This window comes from Paenibacillus sp. FSL H8-0168 (genome assembly GCF_038592955.1).
GTDB classification, from domain to species: domain Bacteria; phylum Bacillota; class Bacilli; order Paenibacillales; family Paenibacillaceae; genus Paenibacillus; species Paenibacillus polymyxa_B.
The window spans coordinates 4,152,856-4,176,003 of the sequence record NZ_CP151948.1 but is presented as its reverse complement, the minus strand read 5'-3'; the positions used below and the strand labels follow the sequence as shown (position 1 = coordinate 4,176,003).

Annotated in this window: 25 protein-coding genes; 9 read left to right on the top strand and 16 right to left on the bottom strand. The window is 42.0% G+C overall.

Going from position 1 to position 23,148, the window contains the following annotated elements; genetic code table 11:
* Nucleotides 1-173: 173 nt before the first annotated feature.
* The 5 genes from MHI21_RS18435 to MHI21_RS18415 all read left to right on the top strand — a co-directional run bounded on the left by MHI21_RS18435 (nucleotide 174) and on the right by MHI21_RS18415 (nucleotide 6,069).
* On the top strand, nucleotides 174-1,940 hold the full coding sequence (locus tag MHI21_RS18435) for a sensor histidine kinase (protein WP_160789120.1): 1,767 nt from the start codon (nucleotides 174-176) through the stop codon (nucleotides 1,938-1,940).
* A gap of 2 nt (nucleotides 1,941-1,942) precedes the next feature.
* Nucleotides 1,943-2,743 (top strand): response regulator, encoded by an 801-nt coding sequence (locus MHI21_RS18430; protein WP_342418698.1) that lies wholly within the window; start codon nucleotides 1,943-1,945, stop codon nucleotides 2,741-2,743.
* A 137-nt stretch (nucleotides 2,744-2,880) separates the two neighbouring features.
* Entirely contained in the window at nucleotides 2,881-4,224 is a 1,344-nt protein-coding gene (locus tag MHI21_RS18425) for an extracellular solute-binding protein (RefSeq protein ID WP_342418697.1), read from the top strand.
* A 26-nt stretch (nucleotides 4,225-4,250) separates the two neighbouring features.
* Entirely contained in the window at nucleotides 4,251-5,132 is an 882-nt protein-coding gene (locus tag MHI21_RS18420; RefSeq protein ID WP_039273005.1) for a sugar ABC transporter permease, read from the top strand.
* Nucleotides 5,133-5,187: 55 nt separating this feature from the next.
* Complete coding sequence (locus MHI21_RS18415; protein ID WP_013311404.1) at nucleotides 5,188-6,069, top strand: carbohydrate ABC transporter permease; 882 nt, start codon at nucleotides 5,188-5,190, stop codon at nucleotides 6,067-6,069.
* Nucleotides 6,070-6,608: 539 nt separating this feature from the next.
* Here the strand turns inward: MHI21_RS18415 and MHI21_RS18410 are convergent.
* The 11 genes from MHI21_RS18410 to MHI21_RS18360 all read right to left on the bottom strand — a co-directional run bounded on the left by MHI21_RS18410 (nucleotide 6,609) and on the right by MHI21_RS18360 (nucleotide 16,831).
* Nucleotides 6,609-6,854 (bottom strand): hypothetical protein, encoded by a 246-nt coding sequence (locus MHI21_RS18410; RefSeq protein WP_342420225.1) that lies wholly within the window; start codon nucleotides 6,852-6,854, stop codon nucleotides 6,609-6,611.
* Nucleotides 6,850-7,173, bottom strand: coding sequence for a hypothetical protein (locus MHI21_RS18405; RefSeq protein ID WP_342418696.1), 324 nt, complete (start codon nucleotides 7,171-7,173; stop codon nucleotides 6,850-6,852). Before MHI21_RS18405 ends, MHI21_RS18410 begins: the two co-directional genes overlap by 5 nt.
* Before the next feature lie 319 nt (nucleotides 7,174-7,492).
* Nucleotides 7,493-7,831, bottom strand: coding sequence for a hypothetical protein (locus MHI21_RS18400; RefSeq protein ID WP_342418695.1), 339 nt, complete (start codon nucleotides 7,829-7,831; stop codon nucleotides 7,493-7,495).
* 51 nt (nucleotides 7,832-7,882) lie between these two features.
* Complete coding sequence (locus tag MHI21_RS18395) at nucleotides 7,883-8,185, bottom strand: hypothetical protein (RefSeq protein ID WP_342418694.1); 303 nt, start codon at nucleotides 8,183-8,185, stop codon at nucleotides 7,883-7,885.
* 670 nt (nucleotides 8,186-8,855) lie between these two features.
* Complete coding sequence (locus MHI21_RS18390; protein ID WP_235308981.1) at nucleotides 8,856-9,545, bottom strand: Imm3 family immunity protein; 690 nt, start codon at nucleotides 9,543-9,545, stop codon at nucleotides 8,856-8,858.
* A 23-nt stretch (nucleotides 9,546-9,568) separates the two neighbouring features.
* The gene (locus MHI21_RS18385) at nucleotides 9,569-12,526 is read right to left on the bottom strand and encodes a deaminase domain-containing protein (RefSeq protein WP_342418693.1); all 2,958 of its coding nucleotides are present in this window, start codon (nucleotides 12,524-12,526) and stop codon (nucleotides 9,569-9,571) included.
* Nucleotides 12,527-12,550: 24 nt separating this feature from the next.
* On the bottom strand, nucleotides 12,551-13,006 hold the full coding sequence (locus MHI21_RS18380; protein WP_023989777.1) for a DUF4280 domain-containing protein: 456 nt from the start codon (nucleotides 13,004-13,006) through the stop codon (nucleotides 12,551-12,553).
* Nucleotides 13,007-13,037: 31 nt separating this feature from the next.
* Entirely contained in the window at nucleotides 13,038-13,667 is a 630-nt protein-coding gene (locus MHI21_RS18375) for a hypothetical protein (RefSeq protein WP_165178626.1), read from the bottom strand.
* A gap of 12 nt (nucleotides 13,668-13,679) precedes the next feature.
* Complete coding sequence (locus MHI21_RS18370) at nucleotides 13,680-14,192, bottom strand: hypothetical protein (protein ID WP_023989775.1); 513 nt, start codon at nucleotides 14,190-14,192, stop codon at nucleotides 13,680-13,682.
* Between the two features lie 12 nt (nucleotides 14,193-14,204).
* Nucleotides 14,205-15,308, bottom strand: coding sequence for a pentapeptide repeat-containing protein (locus MHI21_RS18365; RefSeq protein ID WP_342418692.1), 1,104 nt, complete (start codon nucleotides 15,306-15,308; stop codon nucleotides 14,205-14,207).
* A gap of 20 nt (nucleotides 15,309-15,328) precedes the next feature.
* Nucleotides 15,329-16,831 (bottom strand): hypothetical protein, encoded by a 1,503-nt coding sequence (locus tag MHI21_RS18360; RefSeq protein ID WP_342418691.1) that lies wholly within the window; start codon nucleotides 16,829-16,831, stop codon nucleotides 15,329-15,331.
* Between the two features lie 279 nt (nucleotides 16,832-17,110).
* Here MHI21_RS18360 and MHI21_RS18355 point away from each other — a divergent pair, with 279 nt between their 5' ends.
* From MHI21_RS18355 to MHI21_RS18345, 3 genes are all read left to right on the top strand, one after another.
* Nucleotides 17,111-18,073 (top strand): YafY family protein, encoded by a 963-nt coding sequence (locus MHI21_RS18355; RefSeq protein ID WP_342418690.1) that lies wholly within the window; start codon nucleotides 17,111-17,113, stop codon nucleotides 18,071-18,073.
* Between the two features lie 109 nt (nucleotides 18,074-18,182).
* Nucleotides 18,183-18,809: a type 1 glutamine amidotransferase family protein gene (locus MHI21_RS18350; protein ID WP_342418689.1), complete on the top strand. Its 627-nt coding sequence runs from the start codon at nucleotides 18,183-18,185 to the stop codon at nucleotides 18,807-18,809.
* A 51-nt stretch (nucleotides 18,810-18,860) separates the two neighbouring features.
* A complete protein-coding gene (locus MHI21_RS18345) occupies nucleotides 18,861-19,385 on the top strand; it encodes a VOC family protein (protein ID WP_342418688.1) in 525 nt (174 codons plus the stop codon).
* 232 nt (nucleotides 19,386-19,617) lie between these two features.
* On the opposite strand, the gene MHI21_RS18340 is transcribed toward MHI21_RS18345, so the two are convergent.
* The 4 genes from MHI21_RS18340 to MHI21_RS18325 all read right to left on the bottom strand — a co-directional run bounded on the left by MHI21_RS18340 (nucleotide 19,618) and on the right by MHI21_RS18325 (nucleotide 21,908).
* Nucleotides 19,618-19,977 (bottom strand): putative zinc-binding protein, encoded by a 360-nt coding sequence (locus tag MHI21_RS18340; RefSeq protein ID WP_029515604.1) that lies wholly within the window; start codon nucleotides 19,975-19,977, stop codon nucleotides 19,618-19,620.
* A gap of 278 nt (nucleotides 19,978-20,255) precedes the next feature.
* Nucleotides 20,256-20,774 carry a hypothetical protein gene (locus MHI21_RS18335; protein ID WP_238808114.1) on the bottom strand — a complete coding sequence of 173 codons (519 nt, stop codon included), beginning with the start codon at nucleotides 20,772-20,774 and terminating at the stop codon, nucleotides 20,256-20,258.
* An 11-nt stretch (nucleotides 20,775-20,785) separates the two neighbouring features.
* Nucleotides 20,786-21,031, bottom strand: a complete 246-nt coding sequence (locus tag MHI21_RS18330; protein ID WP_238808093.1) for a hypothetical protein — start codon at nucleotides 21,029-21,031, stop codon at nucleotides 20,786-20,788.
* A gap of 355 nt (nucleotides 21,032-21,386) precedes the next feature.
* Nucleotides 21,387-21,908, bottom strand: coding sequence for a hypothetical protein (locus MHI21_RS18325; RefSeq protein WP_342418687.1), 522 nt, complete (start codon nucleotides 21,906-21,908; stop codon nucleotides 21,387-21,389).
* Nucleotides 21,909-22,156: 248 nt separating this feature from the next.
* Between MHI21_RS18325 and MHI21_RS18320 the strand changes: the two genes are divergently transcribed.
* Nucleotides 22,157-22,414: a copper amine oxidase N-terminal domain-containing protein gene (locus MHI21_RS18320; protein WP_341163465.1), complete on the top strand. Its 258-nt coding sequence runs from the start codon at nucleotides 22,157-22,159 to the stop codon at nucleotides 22,412-22,414.
* A gap of 320 nt (nucleotides 22,415-22,734) precedes the next feature.
* Here MHI21_RS18320 and MHI21_RS18315 read toward each other — a convergent pair whose 3' ends face one another.
* Nucleotides 22,735-23,139, bottom strand: coding sequence for an Imm7 family immunity protein (locus MHI21_RS18315; protein ID WP_165178620.1), 405 nt, complete (start codon nucleotides 23,137-23,139; stop codon nucleotides 22,735-22,737).
* Nucleotides 23,140-23,148 lie beyond the last annotated feature (9 nt).

Below are 23,148 nucleotides of genomic sequence, written 5' to 3'. Positions count from 1 at the left end.
CGGGAGTCATTTTTTTCGTTTACCCTACGACCTTTCTATTTCATAGCATTCCTGCCCCTTTTGATTAATCTCTGCTGAAAATATGCCAACAAAGACGAACGATGCGATAGAATAGGAAAAGGAAAGCGTTATCATCACCCATTTTTCTGCGATGGTTCAGGGGGAGAAGGCTTATGCGTTCAAGGTCAAGGTTTCAGCCATTAAACACATTACGTAATCAGATTTTTATCGGATTTATACTGGTGATGCTCATTATGATGAGTGTGGCGGGTGCGTTCATTTATCTCAATGTGTCTCACCTGTTAAAAGACAGTGCCGAGCGGCATATTGGTCAGACTGCGGTACAAGCAAGCGGTAGGCTGGATGCATTAATCGGCCAGATGGATAGCTTGACGGAGCAGGTCGCGAATCACCCGTCTGTTCAGCATATTCTGCTGGAGGAGCGCAACGGGGTCAAGGTGAATTTCGGACAGCGTCAATCACTACTGCAAGTGATGCATAGCTATCAGGCATATATGCCGAGTGTCGGCTCACTGGAGCTGTATACCGCCGAAGGAAAGATGTTGTTTCCGATTAGAGAGGGCAGTCTGGAGGAACGTATTGGACAGGCAGACATCCGGGAAGCGAATCAGATGAAAGGAAGACTGGTCTGGATCGGCATTGATCCCGAAGACTCCCGGTCACTGCTGGCAATTCGGCAGGTGAGCCTGGTGGATCGCTGGTTCTCGCGCGGAGGGTACCTGATTACCCGTATGGAGCGAAGTTATTTTGGGCTGAATGGTGCGACAGCGGTCAATGAAGAAGCGGATGAAACTATGCTGCTTGTAGATCGACAAGGCCAGCTGCTGTCGGGTGAACCAATGAACCAGACGGATTTGTCAGGTGTACTGCATAGCAAGACACAGACGGTTCATATTGGGGAGCGGGAATATGTGAAGGCAGTTCAGCAGTCGGAGCGGACGGGCTGGTCGCTGCTGATCCTGATTCCGGTTAGTGTCGTCACAGACGGAATTACGGTTTTACGGACTACACTTATCATTTCCGCGTCTCTTGGTGCCGTGCTATTCCTGTTCATGTCCTTTATGTTGTCTACGTTGATTACAAGACCGATAGGTCACTTGATTCAGGCGATGCGTCGTTCACGGGAAGGGGCATTGGCACTGAATCCAGAACCGGCAGCAGCGGTCGAGCTGCGAGAATTAAATGCAGAGTACAACACAATGATTGTCGATATTAATGAATTGATCCGTGTTATTTGCGAGAAGGAGGTTTTACAAAGCCAAACCGAGCTTAAAGCTCTGCAGGCGCAGATCAATCCGCATTTTCTTTTTAATACGCTGGATGCTTTCAACTGGTCGCTACAGGAGAAGGGAGAGGAGGAGCTTGCCGGGCTGATGGTGTCCATGTCGCGGCTGTTTCGTTATGTTATCGAACCTGCTCACCATGACTCTTGGGTGACACTCGGGGAAGAAATGGCGCAAATCCGTCGTTATCTGGAACTGATGGAGATGCGTCTGGGTGAACGTCTGAGCTGGCAAATTCATATGCCTTCGGAGGCAGCCAGAATTCCGCTTCCTAAACTGCTGATCCAGCCTATTCTAGAGAATGCCATTTTGCATGGTGTCGAAAATCGCATCGGCAACGGCCGTGTTGAAATTAGTGTCACTCCTTCGACCAGATCGGGTTGGACCAAGATCGCGGTCATAGATAACGGACCTGGAATGACACTGGAAGAACTTGCAGCTGTGCGTACAGCGTTGATGGGGGGAGCAGCCTGCCAGAGCAAGGGAACCGGTATGGGACTAGTGAATGTGCAGCGCAGGCTTGCTCTTTATTATGACAGCGCATCTTATTCAACGGATGGTGTGCTGATACATAGTGCTGAGCAGGAAGGAACAGTGGTCGCTTTTGAAATTCCTGATGAATATGGAGGGCGGTAGGAATGAGTGTTTCATCCAAAACCATTGTCATTGTAGACGATGAACAGCGAACACGTCAGGGGATACACCAGACACTGGAGCAATGGGCCGCCGGGAAATACCGGATTGTAACATTCGATAATGGTTTGGAAGCGTTAAATATACTGCGAGCGGAGACAGTTCATCTGTTGATTACGGATGTCCGGTTGCCGGAATTCAGTGGGCTGGATTTAATCCGCTCTCTGGAACGGGATTCACGACGACCAGCGATCATTGTCATCTCGGGTTATGCGGAGTTTGATTATGTCCAGCAGGCTCTTCGTCTGGGAGCCGTCAATTATTTGCTCAAACCGATTGATAAGCAGGAGCTGCTGAATGCGGTCAATGAAGCGCTTCGGCTGGAAGAGGAGCGGCAGCGGTACGAGAAGCTGGACAAGCTGGCTGACCCTGTTCTGCTAGAGCTTGATCTCCAGGCAACTACTCTTAGTGATCCGGTACGACGTGCCTTCACCTATATGGCGGAGCATCTTCACGAATCCATTACGATGGCGCAGACTGCCGCGCATTCACACCTGAATGCCAGCTATTTTAGTGTTTTATTCAAGGAGCAAAGTGGTTTGTCCTTCAGCGATTATCTGCATCGGCTACGGATCCAACGGGCTAAGGAGTTGCTGCTGCATACTCAGTTAACGATTGCCCAAATCGGCGAGCGATCAGGCTACCGAACAGATAAATATTTTATTAAAGTATTCAAAGCGACCGAGGGGGTAAGTCCCAGCCGCTACAGGCAGCAGATGCGTACAGGGCCGGAGAATATCGACTGACGTATAGGCAGATCAAACCCAATAAAAGTGGAATTATACCCAATGAGCGTACCCTGTTGGAAGCAGGAATGGAGTGCTAAACTTACAAATGATAACGGTTACAAAAAAATATAAATACAACAAACGGAGGTCTAACGATGTCCAACAAGTATGGTTTACGTAAGCGCTCACATCAAAAATGGTTTGCTGGGTTGACCCTGCTGCTGTCATTCATGCTGGTGCTATCCGGTTGCGGTGCTGGTAAGGATGGTCAAGGTGGTTCCAGTGGAGAAGGAGGAAAGGTTACACTCAAAATGATGCACCTGTGGCCAGAGGGAAGCTCGGCACAGCAGAGCAAGCTTGTGACTCAGATTATAGATCAATACCAAAAGGATCATCCGAATGTCGTCATTCAGCAAGAAGTGCTGGAAAATGAACAATATAAAAACAAGCTCAAAGTGCTGTCAGCTTCCAATGAATTGCCGGATATCGGAATCACCTGGGCAGCGGGCTTTATGGAGCCTTACGTTAAAGGTGGATTATTTACACCGATGGATGACCTGTTGAATGGTTCCAAGCTGAAGGACAAATTTGTACCGGGAACGACCGAAGCTTATGCGCTGAATGGCAAAACGTATGCGCTTCCGATTGAATTGAATATTACACCTATTTATTACAACAAAGCCATATTCCAAAAATACAACTTGAAGGTACCTGTGACATTTGATGAGTTTAAGCAGGTTGTGAAAACACTTACGGATCATGGAGTTGCACCGATTGCATTGGGCAATAAAGACCGCTGGACCGGCTCACTCTGGTACATGTATCTGGCAGAGCGTATAGCGGGTAACGAAATGCTGAAAAAAGCGATTGACGGTTCAGGATCGTTCGATGACCCTGGTTTAATTCAGGCGGCCTCCGAAGTCCAGACGCTTGTGGATATGAATGCCTTTAACAAAGGATTTAACGGCTTGTCCAATGATGAGGGAAAATCCGAGTTTATGAACGACAAGGCAGCGATGTATTTGATGGCTACTTGGGAATTGCCGAATTTTACGACCAATCCCGCAATCCCACAAGCATTTAAAGATCAAATTGGCTTCTTTAAATTCCCGATGGTTGCAGGCGGCAAGGGCAACGAGAACAGTTGGGTAGGAGGTCCGGGAGTAGGCTTGTTCGTTTCGGAAAATTCCAAGGTAAAAGAAGAGGCCAAAGCGTTCGTTGAATACTTCGTAGTCAAATGGGGAGAGCAATCGGTCACACAGGCGGGCGTAATTCCGGCGACGAAAGTGGACACCTCCAAAGAAAAATTGCCCAAGCTGTATGTCGATTTGCTGAACGGACTGAATCAAGCCAGCAGCATTACATTGTTCGCCGATGTACAGATGAAGCCGAATGCAGCGCAGGTACATTTGAATATGATTCAGGCGTTGTTTGGTAAAGCGGTGACACCGCAACAATTTGCCGAGCAGCATAAGGCTGCCATCGAGAAAGGAAATTGAAATTGACCACCTAAGGAGGTCCGACCGTGGAAAAGGTCATGTCCAATAAGCTTGTCATTGCTCTCTATGTATTGCCTTCTCTGCTGCTGTTATTCGCCGTAATATATGTGCCCATCGTTCTGACCGGCTATTACGGCCTGAATCAGTGGAATGGAATCGGCTCTATGACTTTTGTGGGGCTGGACAATTATCAACATTTGCTCACTGACAGTGCATTCTGGCAAAGTGCCTGGCATTCGCTGCTGTTGGCCTTGTTTTCAGGCATCAGTCTGATCGGTTATCTGGTCATTGCGATGATTTTGTCAGGAAAAATCAAGGGAGCGAATCTGCTGCGGAAAATTTATCTGATTCCCATGCTGTTGTCATCTGTAGCGATCGCACAGCTGTGGCTCAAAATGTATCATCCAACGAACGGAGTGTTCAATTCCATACTGGCGTCGGTCGGAGTCCACAATCCGCCTGAATGGTTAGCTAATCCGTCCTTGGTGCTGTTTGCTTTGTTCATTCCGATTATTTGGCAATATGCAGGCTTTTATATCCTGATCTATTATGCCGGGCTGAAAAACATTCCCGAAACGCTAATGGAGGCTGCCCGGATCGACGGGGCCAGTGCCTGGCAGATTGCGACTCGTATCAAATTGCCCCTGCTGCGCGAGGTGATTAACGTTACGATCATATTGTCCATTGTCGGTTCGCTCAAATATTTTGACCTCATCTACGTCATGACGGATGGTGGACCGAATGGAGCCAGTGAAGTGATGGCCTCTTACATGTACCATCAGGCATTCCGCAGCTTTGATTTTGGATACGGCAGTGCTACAGCCTTTGCCCTGCTGCTCATCTGTCTAATCGCTACGTGGCTGATCCGCAAGGTTACGGCTACTAGTGACACCATCCAGTATTCATAATGCAGTCTTGCTAATAGATGAGGGTAACAAAGGACAGGAAGAGGGAGGAACGGATATGAAAACCCAGGCAGCCGCCAACTATCCGCTTGGAGTCGCTACCCGCGGCAAAATGTTAACTCGGGTCGGTTATGCCGCTTTGTATATCATTTTAATCATCTTGGCGGTGACGCAGCTTTTACCGCTGGTGTGGCTGATGCTGTTCTCGCTTAAAAATAATCAGGAAGTGTTTAACCTTCCGCCGTTTGCACTCCCGTCCCAGCCGCATTGGGAGAACTATATGAATGTGTGGACCAGCGGCAATATCGGGCGGTATTTCTTCAATAGTGTGTGGATTACGGTCATATCCGTGGCGCTGACGGTGCTGCTAGCCAGCTTTGTAACCTTTGCCATTACGCGTATGCGGTGGAAAGGAAGCCAGCTGGTCCTCGGACTCTTTATGGTCGGACTAATGATTCCAGTTCATTCCACCTTGATTCCGTTGTTCAGTATGTTTCTCAAACTGCATTTAACAGACACTTCACTCTCCATCATCCTGTCGTATGTTGCTTTTAATCTGCCGACAACGATGATGATCTTGCTGGGCTTCTATTACGCCTTGCCCCGTGAAGTGGAAGAAGCGGCCGTTATGGACGGCTGCTCCGTCAACCGGATGTTCTTCCGAATCGTGCTGCCCATGACAACCCCGGTCATGGCAACGACATCTATTATTAACATGATCTATAACTGGAATGAGTTTATTTTCGTCAATACGTTCATCAGCTCGGACGAAAACAAAACACTGACCGTTGGTGTCCAGAACTTTATCGGACAATATACGACCGACTGGGGAGCTATCGGAGCTACGTTGATGATCAGCATTTTGCCCATTTTGCTAGTGTTCCTCATCATGAGTGACCGGATTGTGGAAGGGATTGCGGCCGGGTCGGTTAAGGGGTAAACATTCAAGGCATAACTGATAAACGGTATGGGCAAAGAGCTATCGGGATACAAATTTCCCTGCCGAAGTTAAAGAGCATCCCCTAGTGTAAATGTTGGAACAAGCCTCTTGGTTTGTCCGGTGAATACTAGGGGGTGCATTTTTGTGTGAGTTTAGTTTGAGTTGAAGGAAAAAGAAGTGGAGAATTTATAAGTTTAAGCTTTTTCAGAAAGTAAATGTTGAGCAAACATGTTGATATTTATGATGCCGACCAATTGCGTGAATCCATCAGACGTTATGGTGTGGTTGTTAACTCTGATAGGGGGATGGCAAGTTATTGTTTTGGTGCAGGGAGATTGGTGGGACTGCTATTTTTTATTTCTTCTTTAAATTGAAAAAGTCCATTCCTCTTATGATTCAAATTGGAATGGACTTTCAAAATTTTAGAGTGACCCATCTTAAAAAAAGAGTAAATGCATTTAATATGTATTTAATAATGATTTCTCTAAATAATTCACTCCCGAATCTATATAATTAAGTTCATTTATTTATAGTTATGTTTAGGGCAGTAGCTTTAAAGAGTAATCCTTTTGGTCTCTAGGAGAAATTAATTTAAGAAAAGCTGTGAATGATTCACATACAAAATCTAATGTTTCGTCTTGCCAGTCTTCAAGTGATTTTTCTTCTAATTCCTCTTCGGTTATTTCACTTTCTAAAATTAAATCTTCATGGTTTTGAAACAAAATTTGGGGTTCATTTTTATCTTTCCGAAAATCAAATAAAAATTTATCTCCAGATCCATTAATAGCAAAGGGAAATATATTTTTTTGGTAACGCCTCGCTCAAAGTATCATACGCCAGCTCAATTGGAGAAATTACTTCTCCAAGAACTTCTTTTTCTATTAGAGATAATAGTTGTATAGACCATGTTAATTTCCCAGGTACTTCTACAACGCCCGTAATCTCTTCACCATTTTGATCTATTATATAGGGTACCGATCCATCATGATTCAGCACAATTTCTACATACTCTTTAGGAAAGCGGATATTCCATCGCTCCTCAAGACCTCTCAATTTGCTTTCATCTAAATTTATATTATCAGACCATTTTAGCTCATATCCCATTTTAATTCTCCCTTTAATTTATTAGAGGTTTAATCGCCATTACCCCATATTTTATTTCCACCAGTATGATTTACTTTACCATGAACATTCTCATCTACCAACTGCATGCATTCTTCCTGTTTCTTGAGGGGTGCATGTTATTGTTTTGCGTAAAAAAAAGCTCATCCTTCTCGCGGTTCAAGTTGGAATAAGCCTTTGAAAATTTATCAAATGGTTCTCAAGTTTTTAAAGTGTTTGATATGTTGTAGTGTACGATCTTGTAGTTTTAGATGTAAACCCACTTTATTTTTATCAGAGACACTGTGAATTCTTTACTCAATTATACTAATGTAATCCTTGTTATTAATTCATCACACTTTATCTTTATTTGATCAGTCCGTTCAAAAAGGCAGGGGACATACCCTGTTATATCTAGCTCTATCTCACTTGCGTCATCTGGCTCATCATTATCTGTGTGAGAACGAATTTTTAAAGTATACCCCAATTCGCCTCCGGCTCCCTGTAAAACTATCTGAAGTCCCAAAATAGAATTATCAGTATATACAGTAGGCACTTCTTCGTAAATATGATCTTCTAATCCAATAAAAGGAACACCCCAAATAACAGAAATAATCTGTGCACGATAAGGCTTTCTTCCGAGAATATTGGTAACAAGCATTTAAAATAAGGGGATTTCTTCATAATCAATCATTCTCCTAATCATAATCAATTATCTGACCCCCTTTTTGATATCTACGACTGTATTCTTCCTGCGTAAATATGCGAAGAGTGAACTTGTCCGTTCTTCCTTTTTATCTTCTCTTCTTAAGCCATCCCAAAATTCTTTAAGTGTTTTATCAATTTCCTTCTGCAATTGTCTATCTTCTCTTAGGTCGGTCCCAGCTCTCCAAAAAGTAGAGCTAGAAGAGAATTTTGAAGCTAACTTATCACTAACGATAAAAGCATCAATATCAAAGTCAGTTGGATCAAATGGCGGATTCCCTTTATGTAGATCTTTCTGACCAGTAGCCAAAGAACCTCTATATTTCACTTTGGCATTAGGGACAATTTCTTTGGATTTTCTTCACTGGAGAACTCAGTGTTTCTTGAACAGTATTCCTAATATCTTTTCGGGTTTGAGCCTTACCCGTCCCATATATTATTTGACCATTTCAGCGCAAATTCCATATTATTTTCCTTCTAAGTTGAATAGTGAAAGTAGAGCAGTGATGACTTGTATAGCCTTCAAATTCTGCTGTACTATTAACTACTAAGTGCATTTTAGATGGAACTTGACGATGCCAAGCTAATTATTTTATTCTAGCTTGATATGTTTACGCTCTGCCTTGATCGCTAAGAAGCAGCATAACGGATGTAGATTAGGATATCGAGGGATTGTATTAAATAGAAAGTCAGATTTTAAATTGAATTGGACACTTAAATGGATATTTAAACATGTATACAAGCTAAAACAGAGAATAGAATTATTTCGAAGTAGGTGCTCACTGTTAACAACTTAAAAATATTTATAATGATGATCATAGATATGTTCGAAAAGAGAACACCCGCTGTTAACACCTCCATTGAATTGTTGCTAAAGTCTGAGACCTTCGAGACTATGTTACATAATATAACCCAACTCGTATAAAATAAAAAAAGCCAGTCTCCGGTTTATTTCCGACGACTGGCCGCTGTCACTTATACTAAATCCCACTTAATTTACTTAATATTTCTTTAATGCGTAAAGTTAAATCTATTTTCTCGTCTTCTGATAATTGTAGTCCTATATCTTCAATATTAAACTGTTCTAGCTCACTCTTTATGTTACGAAGATCTTCATCTACCTTAATATTATTCCTAATTAATAATTCCGCTAATGTAGTTTTAATTATAATATTTTCACTAAGGGTGTTATCACAATCATTTTCAAATCGTTCGATTATTTTCTCAACAATTTCATGGTTATCTTGAATCTCAGTAATAATGCTACTAAAGAAGTGTCTTACTTCCTTTTCCATATCATGATAATACCATCTCGTAAATGGATCATAATCGATCTGCTTATTATCAATTTCATCTAAGACCATATCCCTACGTTCTAATAAATCTTCATATTCATCTGAGGTTATCTCTAATTTTAGCTTTTCTAGATTTAAAGAATTTAAAACCTCTACTAATCTTTCTTTTGCTTTAAAAAATATTTTCGAATGCGTTAAATAAATCTTTCCTTCAGCAATGTATACTACGGCTTTCTCCATTTCGCCTTTGTTTAAAATACCTTCAAATTCTCCAGAAGTTCTTGCGACGGCCTCAGCGTCACTCATTTTTTCAATTTTAAAATCAAAGTATTTCTCATAAAAGGCACCAAATAAAGCTTCATAGTTTCTTTTCATGTTAATCTATCACCTTTCTATTTTTATGGGATAATCATATCATCATTGTTGTGGATTATTTCAATATTAATACCAGGGTAATCTTTATGGAATTGATTAATAATTCTACTACAACTACCACAAGTATCTTTTTCAGTGAACATTTTTATTTTCCCACGAACATTTGAAGAGTCTTTTAGTTTATCTAATCTTGCTGCTAGATCATTTAATATTTTATACTCAGTGTCCATGTCTCTTTTATATACACGTCCACTTTTATCCGGCGCTTTGGTTGCCTCATATTTAGGTTTTTTTGTTGGCTTTAATGAGAAATCTGCATAGTCTTTCGCTTTATTATCTCCATTTAAGCCACTGTGTGCATAAAATTCTTTTTTATCTATTCCTGGTATGTCCACTTCAGAGTATGCAAAATTTCCATCTTTTTTTAATCTATTTGAGAGTCTAGTTCTTAAATCTCTTACTCTATCGATAATATGACCTTCTGTTTTTAAATCAATTGTTCTTGTTGGATATACTTTTCCGTAGCTTACATTAGGCTCTTTCTCCGGTCCCTTAGTGCTCTTCCCCGTGTACTCTCCTGATTCTAACGCATCAATCTGTTTTTGTCTCTCAGGCGAAATCTTTGCACCGGAACCTTTAGAATGCGGAACATCAGGACCAGGATCATGAAACCGATAATGACCTCCAGCAGTTTCGAAAATGGGTAACCTTTTAGTTATACGGATGTTCATCTTTCTAGCTACACTTTGCAAGTAACTCCCCAAGGATTCAAAATTGGTTGGAAAACGGATGGCATTCGTTTTGAATTTTCCATCTCCAACCTTGGCTAGAGCAGAGTCGGCCTTTGCTGAATCTCCGAATAACCCCGGTGTTCCTCCTTTACTGGCTTTCTTTTCTTCAGCTTCCTTGAGCCCCTTAGATAAGGAGGCTTCTTCTTTGCCCAGCTTTCCTAGATTCCTAATTAATTTTGCTCCACCTTTGACAATTGTATAAATGTCGGCTCCACGTTCAACGGCCTTGATACTGTCATATCCTGCATCGTAACTTTCCTGTTTGGTATCGGTCAATGGATTAGGGAAGAAATTATTCAATTTTCGCTCAATCGGATCGGGTATGCTTTTTATGCCGTCCCACACGGTTTCAAGGTCGTGAACTACATCTTTCTTTGTTTTTTTCCCTTGGAATGAATCGGCAATATAGTTCCAGCCAAACTTCGCACCGCCCTTAATACCCTCGAGCGTCTCATTGCGCTCCAGAAAACCTTTACCAGTGTAATTTCCCGGCATAACGAAAGGAGTCATTACCATGGTCCCCATATCCGCTATATCGACAACTGAGTCCCATACCCCGCTTAAAAACTCTATACCCGCATCCCATTCTCCCTTGAGCGTGGCGCCTACATTTTCCTTAACGCGTGCTCCGAGCACACTTTGGATTCCGTTTTCAGCGACTTGCTTCTCAAAGTCAGACAAAATCGGTTCTGGGTAGTATTGATGGAGGGAAGCTTTAAGCTGGATTTCTGAACTCACGCTGTTAACTTCCTGCTCCAGATCCAACGTATCGGTTGTCGTATTTAAGTGTAAGCCGTTGGTTCCTTGCAGCAGGATGCTACCTGCCGAAAGACTAAGACTGCCTGTGGCTTGAATTTGTACACGTTGGGTGCTGTTCAGGCTGACACCGTTATGGGTATTCATGGAGATGTATAGTGATCCTTCCTGAGCACTCATCGACAGTTCGGAGTTCCCTAAGGAAATTTCTTTTCCCTGCGGATTCGCAAAGGATTTGACCCCGGGATCGGCTGTTTTACGCTGGTGGCGTACTGCAGGCGATTCGATCACGGCACCTTGAGCTGCGTGAGATGAAGGGACAGCAACGCTGGATGGTTTCGTTCGAACCGATTGTATGACCATCGCATCGTCTTCGTCAGCACTTGGAAAATACAGCTTCACCTGCGCACCTTTTTCCGGCATCAGATACCAAACCTGATTACCTTCAGCAGAATAGGGGAACCATTGGGCATCCTTGGGATTCTGCTGATCGTCTATATCCAGATGCAATCGAACCTGATTCCGGCTGACCTCTAATATTTTCCCCTCAATAGCGGCGCCAATGATCGTTCGATTATATATTTTAGGGACCTTCAAGCCCGCCAACAGGGCGCATTCATACGACCAAGTAACCAAACCGCGAATCAACTGTCCTTCACGTTTGGTGATGACGTAGGTTTCGTGATTGCGTTCGACTTCATCTCCCAATTGCAGCATTTGATCCCACTCAAAGGTATACCGGGTGTAATCTCCGATGCTGGCAGATCTCCAGCCATTCGCCTCTTGATCCAGATAGGGAGCAATCTTGCGTTGAAGCGTAAAAGGAACCTCTTTCAAATGAATATGCTGTCTGGCCTGCGGAATACCGATCCAAATTTGAGCATGGTGTGAAACGATATTAGGGACGAGAAGGGCTCCCACATGCGAAGCCAGCCGTTTTAAAAAAATCCAATCTGTCTCCTGATATTGCATGATGAATTGGCCTGTTTCTTTTTTCTCAAACGCTTCATCAATCTTATCCGAGCCTTTGTAATCGGCCAGCACCGCATCTACAATCTCCGCATACTTTTGATTGATGTGTTGAAAGGAGCGGTTTTTGAGCTGCGTATCTAGTTTAAAACTATGAGAAATGACGTCGAGAGTTACCACAATCTCCTGATGTCTGTGCTCCACATCTACGCAGTACAGTTGTCCCATAAATAAGGGATGCTTTTGATCTTTGGCATCGGAATACCAGAGTTCGACTTTGTCGTCGCTGCTTGCTTTGGTAATGATTGTGTGTGCTTGATCGGCTTCTAGACTACCCGTGATCACCAGTCTAGCATGTTCTCCGAGCTCGTGACTCATATGGACATTACGAAGACGCAGCTTGCCATAGGGCCAGGTAACATGTAAGTGCTGATAGGTAAAGCGGTCTTTCGCTACGATGTTCATCCTTAATCTCCTTGCCTGTTAAAATCAGCCATCTTGTCCGTCATCTGTAATGGAGATAATGCCTCCACCACCCGATCCCGTGCTGTCTGCACCAAAAAAGGAGGATATCGCCTCTTGTACACCTTGACAGCTACACATTAAGGTAGAATTGTTGAGTAGGGCAGGTGCCCCCTCAATCAATACGTCTTCCTTACCGCCTGTCCACTTGGACCCAAACGCAATCTCCGGTTCACAGGGAAGACCCTGCTTCAATTTACACAATCCAAAAGCATTGATTTTGCTAATATTGGCTCCACAAATGGCATCGTCCACGTTCAGAACGGGTTTATCTTTAATGAAAACACCGTGGCTGTACATCATATTGAGCACACCAGGGTCTGTTCCTTGACTGCACTGTAACTTGGCTCCTCTCACCACATAAGAATGTTCTCCGCTGAGTGCACCTTGAGCCAGAGCTTTAATAAGTAAAGGTAAAAACATACAAGTACCTCCTTGAATAAAAGGTATAGAATCAAGAAAGCTCCGACCATGTTGCGGTGTGCAGCATGGCATAGGTTAAGGGAACCCAGAGGGGAGCATCCTCCAGCTTAAATTGGCAACTTCCGATCACAGCCTTGCCATGCCAGGAACGCACAAAGACAATCTGATAATAGGGAGAGGGGGAAACTAGAAAAATAGCTTCATAACAACCAATGACGGTATCATGAATAGAAAGAGCCTTTTCATCCACGAGCTTCATACTTGGTTGTGCGCGACTCGTTTGCTCAATCATCTGCTGTTGATAGATTTCTATTTGCGTGGGGTTCAGTTCTTGCCTGCTTTGGTGCAGACCTAACAGGATTCCACCCAGCTTGTCCTGAACAACGAAGCTTTTCGACGGATCTACCGTCTGTCCAGCCCGAACTTCTGGAATAAGAGAGTCAGGCAGGGAAATGGTGTGTTGATTTTCAAAGACAGAAAGGGTTTGAAATCGAATTTCCTGTTCATTCGGTAGGGTTAGTGAGCCTTTCAAAATTCCCTCCATCGCCGCTTCAATAGATATCATCATCCAGCTTTCATCGTTTTCCGCTGTACTTAGTTGCTCTTTCAACGTTTGTTGATGATGCAGTTTCAAAAAAAATTCATCCCAATGCTCCGTCAAGGTTGAACCTCCTTATAAGAGTTCTAGCTTTTGTAGCCGAAAACCACTCAAACTCCGTCGCAGCAAACTTTCAGCAGCCTCTAAGCTAATGATGAAATAAGGTTCCCTCACGTTGGAGAGTCTGAAAAAATGGTGTCCATTCACCTTTTGACTATCCAGCACAAGGCGTTTCAGGGTTTGATCATGCGGATAAAATTCAGTCTGTTCCGAAATACCATCCACGGAGGTAACAGATGGAATCCAATATAGCTCCTGACGGCTGGGTTCCCGGTTCACGATATACAACTGCTTAAAACGAGCTTGGGTATTGTATAGTTCTAGAATCCGTTTCATAGGATCGGAAAATAGCGGTTGTGAGGGTGAAAACGGTAGCCAGTCCGTGTACTCGGCATCTTCTGTCGCATGAACATCTAAAACCTGAGCCGGAGGCATGCCAACAAATGGCGTTTTAAAAAGGTCTAAATTCATCGGTTTAATGTTTCGGGAAATACGATGATCATCGACCAGCACATAATAATGGCGCATACACATTCCTCCTTATTCCGTCCACACAATAGATTGACGCTGTGCTTCGCTTAATTTCCAATACTGTTGGTACTTTCGTGGGACAAGAGTTCCTTGCATCGAAGCCCCCTCAAAATATGCATGTTCAAACGAATGTACATCTGTAAAATCGGCCCCATCCAGGTTGGCGTGTTCGAAATGAAGCCCACATAGCCCCGGCACCCGAACTCCATGTTCCCGATACGGCTGTCCGCTGGCACTATTGAAGTTAGCACCTCTCAAATCGCTATATCTAAAATCCGTATCGGTCAGTAGACATCCCCCAAAGCTGCCTCCTTCCAGATTCGCTCGTTGCCAGATGCTTCCGATCAATATGCAGCTGTGAAACTGGCTTTCCCGTAAGTCACTGTGGCTAAAATCGTTATAGCGCAAATCCTTTTGCATTAGGTGAAGGAGGGGAAGAGAGAGCCTCTTTAGGTTTTCGTAAACATAGGGTTCTTCTTCACTGGAATGTATCAATTGCTCTCTCACATGATCTGCAAGAAGTGCTTCCTGATCTTCGACATATAGATTCTCGCTGATATCCTTGTACTCGCCCGTTCGGATAGCTAAACGATCAGCTTTATAAATGGCGAGATACTCAGGCATTTGAACCACTTCTGCCATCCCTAAGCGCAGGAGGGAGTTCACAAACTGGTGAAAAAAAGGAGCGGATTCCAACATCAGTCGTTCAACGTCCACTGAAGTGATCGTCCCCATATATATTTTTCGTTCCTGCTCCAAGGTTTCCAACATGGTATTCATTGCTGCGTAAGCCCATGATGCGTCATAGGTTAACTTGCAATCGGAATCATCTTCGTACCATTCAGCAGAGTAAGCCTCGACCATATACAGGTAGGATTGCTCCAGCATCTGAGTGCGCAAGAACGAGTAGTGAATATATCCAATGGGTTGTTTTTGACCTTGTTGCTGCATGCTCAAAATGTGTATACACAAATCCCTGAACGATTCTTTGAAGTCGAAGATCAGTTGAGCTTGGCAGCGCTGAAACTTGGCTTCCAGCATGTCCAACTGAATGTCCAGCAAAGGTGTAAAATGATGCTCTTTAAAATGGTGTAACGCCGCTTGTTTATCCATCTGCTAGTTCTCACCTTCCGTTAGTTCATCTTAATTTCCGTGCCGGAGAAGGTGGTTTTGTCATCCAGCGTAATCGTGTTGCCTTTACCAGACAGCTCAATTTTTCCGGCGGAAAGCTGGATGTTACCGGAACTCATAACAATATCCGAAGCCGCACTAATGCTCACATTTTTTCCGCTTACAATATCAATGCCTGTTTTATCGTTAATGACAATAGACATGCCATTCCCGGAAATAACGATTTGATCCGGAGCGAGCATGATTTCTTTGCCGTATTTGGTTCGCAGCGTCTTAATGGCAGGGTCAGCCATTCGATCTGGCGCAGGAGCTGCTGCGGACAAGGCTGAAGAAGATTTTGATCCGGCAGACGAAGTAGAAGCTGTGGCATGTCCAGAAGTCGCAGAAGATTTTCCCGTGGAAGGCTGCGGTTCTCTTTTAACTGAGCTGATCGCGTATCCTTCTTCTTCCTTATAACTGGGGAAATAGATACGGATGCTATCCCCGTCCTCAGGCATACAATACCAGCCCGTGTTATCCGCAGATGCATAAATGGTAGAGTAGGGAAACCAGTAATCCGTGTTCGGGTCTTGCTGATCGTCCATATCGAGCTGGGCGCGTACTTTGTCCCGACGAACGCTCAGTACCTTGCCATGAATGGAAGCGCCGATAATGGAGCGATTGTAGTCTTTAATTGGACGTAAGCCGCTTCGTGGTGACAGCTTGGCGGTATGGGTCAGCACCCCGTCTTTCATCTCCGTTAGCACCTCAGCTACGATCAACTTATGACCTTGAAAGGTTACTTCATAGCCAGGCTCAAGCAACTTTTCCGTTTCAACTTCATACTGGATAAAATCCGCATCACGCACACCGGGGATATGGTTCTCTGAGGCGGTTTGAAAATCCGCAACCCGTTTGGTGACTTTATAATTGGTAGATTGTATTTCTCCTTTGCTGAGTCCCATAGGCAGGCCAAAATAAAACTTGGGAACCCCATAGCCCACCGCAGGAATGAGCGGAGAGTAGAAGTGGGAGGCCATCCGTTTCAGAAACTGCCAATCGGTCTCATCATATTGCATAATAAAGGTGCCGATGGGCTTCTTATGGGACACAACATCCATGGCTTCGGCTTTGGAATAGTCCGATACAATACTTTCGATTAGACCCGTATAGGTAAGCTTAGGATTCTGGAAAGAGCGCTGATGGCGCTTAATATCTAACTCGTAGGTATGAGATATGGCTTCGACGGTTAGGTAATGGACCCCGTGAACGACTTTTTCCTCTACATCCAAGGCAATGCCTCGAAAAAGGGGCTGTCGATTGCCATTTTTGTCTGTAACAAAAGCTTTGACCTGGGTTTCCTCATCCGAAGCACGCACATATAGCTCGCGCTTTTTCTCCGAGATGATACCTGTACAGATCATTCGGGCATGATCATTGACTGTTTTTAGGATTTTAAGTTCATGAAGGCGGACAAATTCATAAGGCATGATTTCGATATGACCGTACGTCACGGTGTTTTCCATAGATGTCTCCTTCTATAGTTGTTTTTGGTAAATGTTATTATGAGATTCTCAGCTAGATATGTTGTTAATGATAAATCCAGCATATGTATTTATCGGTTAAAAGAGAGAGTTAGTTTACAGAATGGCCCATTAGATGTGGTATTTACTATGTGTAAATCTGGAATTAGAAGATATGAGAGGGAAGTATAAGCTGGAAAAAAGCATATAATAGGTGGTAAGAAGGAGTATACAAAGATATTTATAAAAGTTGTGCTTTAATGAGAGAGGAGGGTTCAGGTTATGCCAAAAAACGATAATATGCTGGCCATTCTATGGATGTTGAATTCGGGCGTAAAAATGACTGCAAAACAAATATCCGAAAAGTTAGAAATAAATATAAGGACAGTTTATCGGTATATTGATGCACTATGTGCCAGTGGAGTGCCGATAATATCCGACACGGGTCATAATGGCGGGTATAGCTTGCTGAATAATTTTATTAGAGCACCTTTACTATTTGATATGGAGGAGAAAAAGGCACTCCTTCATGCTGCTGTTTTTGCAAAAGAGGCTGGATACCCTTTGAGTGAGGCGTTAAGCAGTGCGACGTCAAAATTGAAAATGTATTCGAATCAAGAGCAGGAAAGTATACTTAGCCGTCATTTAGCCGGATTTGAAGTGATAAACCGCATGGGAGAACCTTCTCTTCAGCCGATATTGGCGGAATTGGAGCAAGCTGTAGCCAACGAATTCTCTGTAGAAATGGATTATCGCACAAGCCATGAAGAACAACCCAAGAATAGGGTGATAGACCCCTATGGAATGGTTTACTGGAACAACAAATGGTACACTGTTGCATTTTGTCACCTAAGAAATGAGATCCGTAGCTTTCGGGCAGATCGGATTCTACAAATCAAGCGTACTCCAATCCTATTTAAGCGTTCCGAAGCTTTTTCGGCCCGTGAATTTTTTATGCAAAATCTGTTGCCTGATTTAGTAGGCAAGGACGGTTTAATTTCTTTAATGATCGAAGGCAGGCCAGAGGCATTGGATGACTTATGTCTGCATTGGTTTTTGGGGCATCATCTGAAAGAGCGGACATCCAATCAAGCCATCTTTTTGCTTGAGGAAAAATCACTTCATACATATGTCCCTTATTTACTCCTACCCTATGGGAAATCCATTCAAGTCATCGAACCACAGAGTTTGAAGAAAAAACTTGTTGCTGTTGCGTCGGAGTTAATGGAATATTATCAACGTTAAAAGCTTCACTGACAGCGGATGTCAGTGAAGCTTTTTTATAATGAGGATAATCATGGATTACCGAGGGCTGGTATCACTTGATAAATTATAAAATAAGGAGAACCTGTGAATGAATAGTACGGTATATCTGTATGTGTTTGACACCATGGCAGACTGGGAGATCGGTTACTTAACTGCCGAACTGAACTCGGGAAGATATTATAAAAAGGGGCTGTTTCCATCCAAAATAGTTACCGTGGGAATGGAAAAGACTCCTGTAACTACAATGGGCGGATTGAAAATCCTGCCTGATATTAAACTGGATGAGTGCAGCATTGAGAGTACGGATATATTGATTTTACCCGGTGGAAATACATGGACAGAAACCATTCATCAACCGATCTTAAAAATTGCTGAAAGGTGTTTAGAGGAAGGGATATGGGTTGCAGCGATTTGTGGTGCTACCATGGGACTTGCCCAGGCAGGATTGCTGAATTCACGTTGGCATACAAGCAATGACCTGGAATATCTCAAAATGACCTGTCCCACCTACACGGGCGAAAATTATTACAAAGTGGAGTCTGCTGTAACGGATGGAAAACTGATCACTGCATCTGGAACAGCTCCGTTGGAATTTTCCGTACACGTCTTGAAAGCTCTGGGTGTGTTTTCTTCTAAAACATTAGAAGCCTGGTATAGTCTAAATAAGACTCGCGCATCCAAATATTACTATGAGTTGATGAATTCAATCCAATAAAGGTATAAGCACAAAATAGAACTGTTACGATCATTTAAAGGAGGAGTATAAATGACTGAAAGCAGAGAATATGTGGGAGTGTCAGGTAAATATACAAAGAAGGGAACACCCAACGGCTTTACATCTATTACCCCTTTTATTACAGTGAAGGATCCTTCGGAAGCAATAGAGTTCTATACAACGGTTTTCAATGCAAGGGTTAAGGATATTACTGAATATCCTGATGAGAATGGCAATAGAATAATTGTTCATGCTGAATTAGATTTTGGAAATGGTTTTTTGCAGCTGGGAGCAGTGAATCCGGCATATAAATTGGTCTTGCCGCCAGATGAAGACAATGCGTGTTATTCTTTAGGAATTTACGTTATGAATGTTGATCAGGTCATTGAAAATGCGGTAGCAAGAGGAGCGAAAGTAAGGGAACCAGTTGCAAACTTTGTTTCAGGTGATCGATTCGGAAGTATATTGGATCCTTGTGGAGTGAGATGGTCTATTATGACCAGGATCGAGGATTTGTCAGAAGAAGAAAGCAGTCGTAGGGTTGCTGAATGGGCGAAAAGCTTTAGTGGAGAATAAATGCAATCATTTTTTTGGTGAAATTATTAAAAGTGACAGTTTGCTGAAATGATGTAATAGAAATTCTGGTGGCCCTTAAAGAAGTGTTAGGAGCCACCAGTAAAAACTAATTTACGATATTGTTACATAATAAGAGCCAGATATACTTTTACTGTATGATGTTCCAATACCTTGAAGGAATTAAAAAAAAGGTAAGCCATCCTTCGATACACACCTTCATTTTGATTAAGAATTATTGTCCAATTTGTTCTAAGATTTGTGTATAAGCATTCCTATAATGATCGGGGTTAGGATCTTCTCCTATTATCTTGGGTACGTCAAAGTCAGACAGCAGGAAATGGTGTTTGGCTTGAACTTCATGCCTTGCTAAGCAACTCTTGCAACAGGACAAGGGACAGCCGTCAATTGCAATAATGTCACGTCCCGATTTTGCTGTTCTGACAAGTGGTTTGACATCACCACCAACACCAGCAATGCAGGACATTTCAGCGACTTTTTCTCGATCCATTTGTATAGCGATCATGTTAGCGGTTTGTGCTGCGGAGGAACATCCAGAACAAGAATAGACAAGAGGTAAATCTGTTCTTTTCATCTTTGTACACTTCCTTGTTTTTTCTTTGTGATCCATCATAGTGCCTTTGATTTTAGATGAAATAAATTTAAAATTGTTTGTATTTTAACTTAAATTTACAGTCTAAACCGTGATTGTGATCACGACAATATTTTTGTAGAATCTGCTATAGGGCTAACTGTGTGTATATAAATCATCCAGATCTTTAGAAAAAAGCTTATCCCTACTCATAGATTTAAGTTGGAATAAGCTTTTAAAATTATAATGTTTAGGTACACTTAAACTAATCATTCTTTATGTTAAAGGATTTTAGAGAATTTTGTACCATCAAACTTGTCACCCCATCCTCTATTTTCTTCTATAGAAAATTTTAGAAATGGGTCGATACTTGGCAATGGAAAATTGTAATCTATCATGAGCTTTATAACTCTCTCCAAAGATTTCAAACTGCTTTCGCCGTATCCTTCGATCAAAGTGTACGTATGACTGATACCAAGGTCATAAATACCTCGCACTAAGGCATCGACTGATCCATCAATATTTTGATATAAGTTATACAAATATATGAATTCATCTTTACTCAGCTTCTCAAACTCTTCCTCCTCGTATGTTTTGAATTCTGTTAAATTCTCAGGAATTAATTCGACGACTATATCATTCCAATCATCCAAGTATTGTATATTAGTAAATTCCCATAAATAATTCAAAACGATCTTCCAATCATTAATGTCATATTTCAAGGCTATAATAGCGTTCTCAAAGCAGCTAATACCATATGCAACTCTACCTCTCATTGAAATATGCCTAAATTTTTCCATGTTCAAAATCGTTAGTCTCCTTTATACCATCCGGTTAGTGCGTCAGCACTATTTCCTTTAAAAGTAAATGTGCAGTTTTCGCAAGCTATTTTTGCTGCTCCAAATTCGTGTGGAGTTGTTTTAATAGTATATATATCATTCACATTAGCCTTTTGATTCAGTGCTTGATTCACTGCATCTACTTCTGCGCAATTTCCCACTGCATACTCATTAAGAGAATCTTTTGGCAGTAATCCTGCTTTGTCTTTGCTTCCCAATAATCTTGCGTTCTTTTCATCTCCACTTGTATACCTTTATTCATTCCATAATAATATTATCGGCCTCTAGTCACCCTGTTCAATATAACTGAAAAGCATTATTTAGGTTATGAAATTAAAGCATTTGATGTGTATACAATCAAAATGTAGAAATCTTTATACGGATATTACATGGGTTGTATGTGTTATTGGTTGAATGATGGAATCATTCGGTACTGGGTAGGGCTTTTTAAGCAGCCGCCCAAGCAACCCTTGATTTCATCAGCTAGTTCAAGTACATTCCTCCAATCAGGTGAATTTCTAACTGCATTAACATTCCAATTATCGCCTTGCTGTAATTCTAGAACTAAGTTTCTTAAAATAGAACTTTATACACCATCTCATCACTAATTAGTCCTGCATGATTAAGTTTTTGTAAGATATCAGCGTGTAAAAATGAAATTACCCCTGTATCAAACTCTTCAAAGGTATTGTACCCAATTACCATATCATCCTCGCTTAGCAGATATGTTCCACACTTATCAATCGTATTTACGTATAGCTCCATGAGTTTTTCTATGGATATTTTCTCCACACACAACAACCCCCTTTTATTTTTGAATAATGTAGCCTTACCGCCGGGTAATGGTTTATAATCAGATCCCCTTACCTTGACTTTGCCTGTCTGACCACTTGATAATCCAATGTCTGACCCTTCATGCATCCCTGCTTCTGGATGATAGAACACAGACTTATCGCCGTTTGTGAATTTCCGTCCAGTACCTGCTGAAATGGTGTAATAGAAATTCGGATGCCGAATAGTTGGCGGAAAATAAGGTATCATTATCACCACATAAGGCATGTTGAGCGCTGTTAGTAATATTGAATAAGGGTGCATCGGTGTTTTAGCTCCTCAATGAGGGCTAGTTGATAAATAGAGAAGAGGTAATAAACCATGTTAAACATATAATTTTGCCCTTAGCTGTTATCTTTGTTCTCGTTTCTTCTGTCTCAGTTGAGAGCGCGCATGCGGGATCTAAATTTAGTTATAATATTGAAGTTTTTGTAGATAACAGCTCATTAACATCCACTTAGAGAGAAATCCACAAACACCGTATATGCCCCTATTAAATTATATCTGAGGACTTGGGAGAGTCTGTCACATGGAACAGACCTACACAAGAAGTTACAATTAAATCGAAGAATGGTACAATTATACGATTAACCTTGGGTAGCAAAGTTGCATACGTGAACGGTGAAGAAAAGATAATGCGGAATGCTCCGCTTATGCCGGAATATCCAAATCGGGTTATGGTTCCTCTTAGATTTGTTTCGGAAGTTCTGGGAGTTATAGTAAATACAACTACGATCAATGGAATATTACATGTTGACATTAAGAAATAATGCTTGATTGCTTGGAATGAGTAACAAACCAATTACTCTTCAAATCTTGGTTCGTAAGGCTTGAGGAGTAATAGTAATTAATGCATAGCAAAAAAGTTTGGAAAAGGGGAAAACTCCTCACGTTTCTATACTGAAACCCACCCATTGAGCGGTTTTTTGCTTTTATCATTCGAAATTACAAAAGCTTATTCCTACTACTGGATCAAGTTGGAATAAGCCTTTGAGATTTTATCAATTTTTCGTTTTTTATGTTGCGTTTGTTGGCTATAGTGATTAGTTTTACTGTCTGGGGGAAATCTGTCGTTCTGTTTTAAAACATTTCAATCCTCATAGTCATCTTCTACTTTAGGTATGAATGGAGACAAGAAGGGGTCCGTGTGTTCAGTCAGTTCACCTCGAATTAACGCATGAACCCTAAATTCATTAAATAACTTCATATCATCGCTATCCCTTATATATAAAACTCCATATGAACCTGGGGCAAACTCCCCTACCTTTTTTAATACTTCTATTGGATTATGTTTAGCAGTAGGTTTATGATTGTTAAGACCTGCTATCCAGAGTTGATAATCTCCATTTACAGCTCTTAAATCCAGAACACCAGAAGACCAATCCAATTCATTCAAAAAGTTTTGTATATCTTGAATAATTAACGATAATTTTTCATCATCATCTTCAAATGAGGAACTTTCTCTGATGGTTACCCACCCGTGATACTCAAACATTTCTACTCA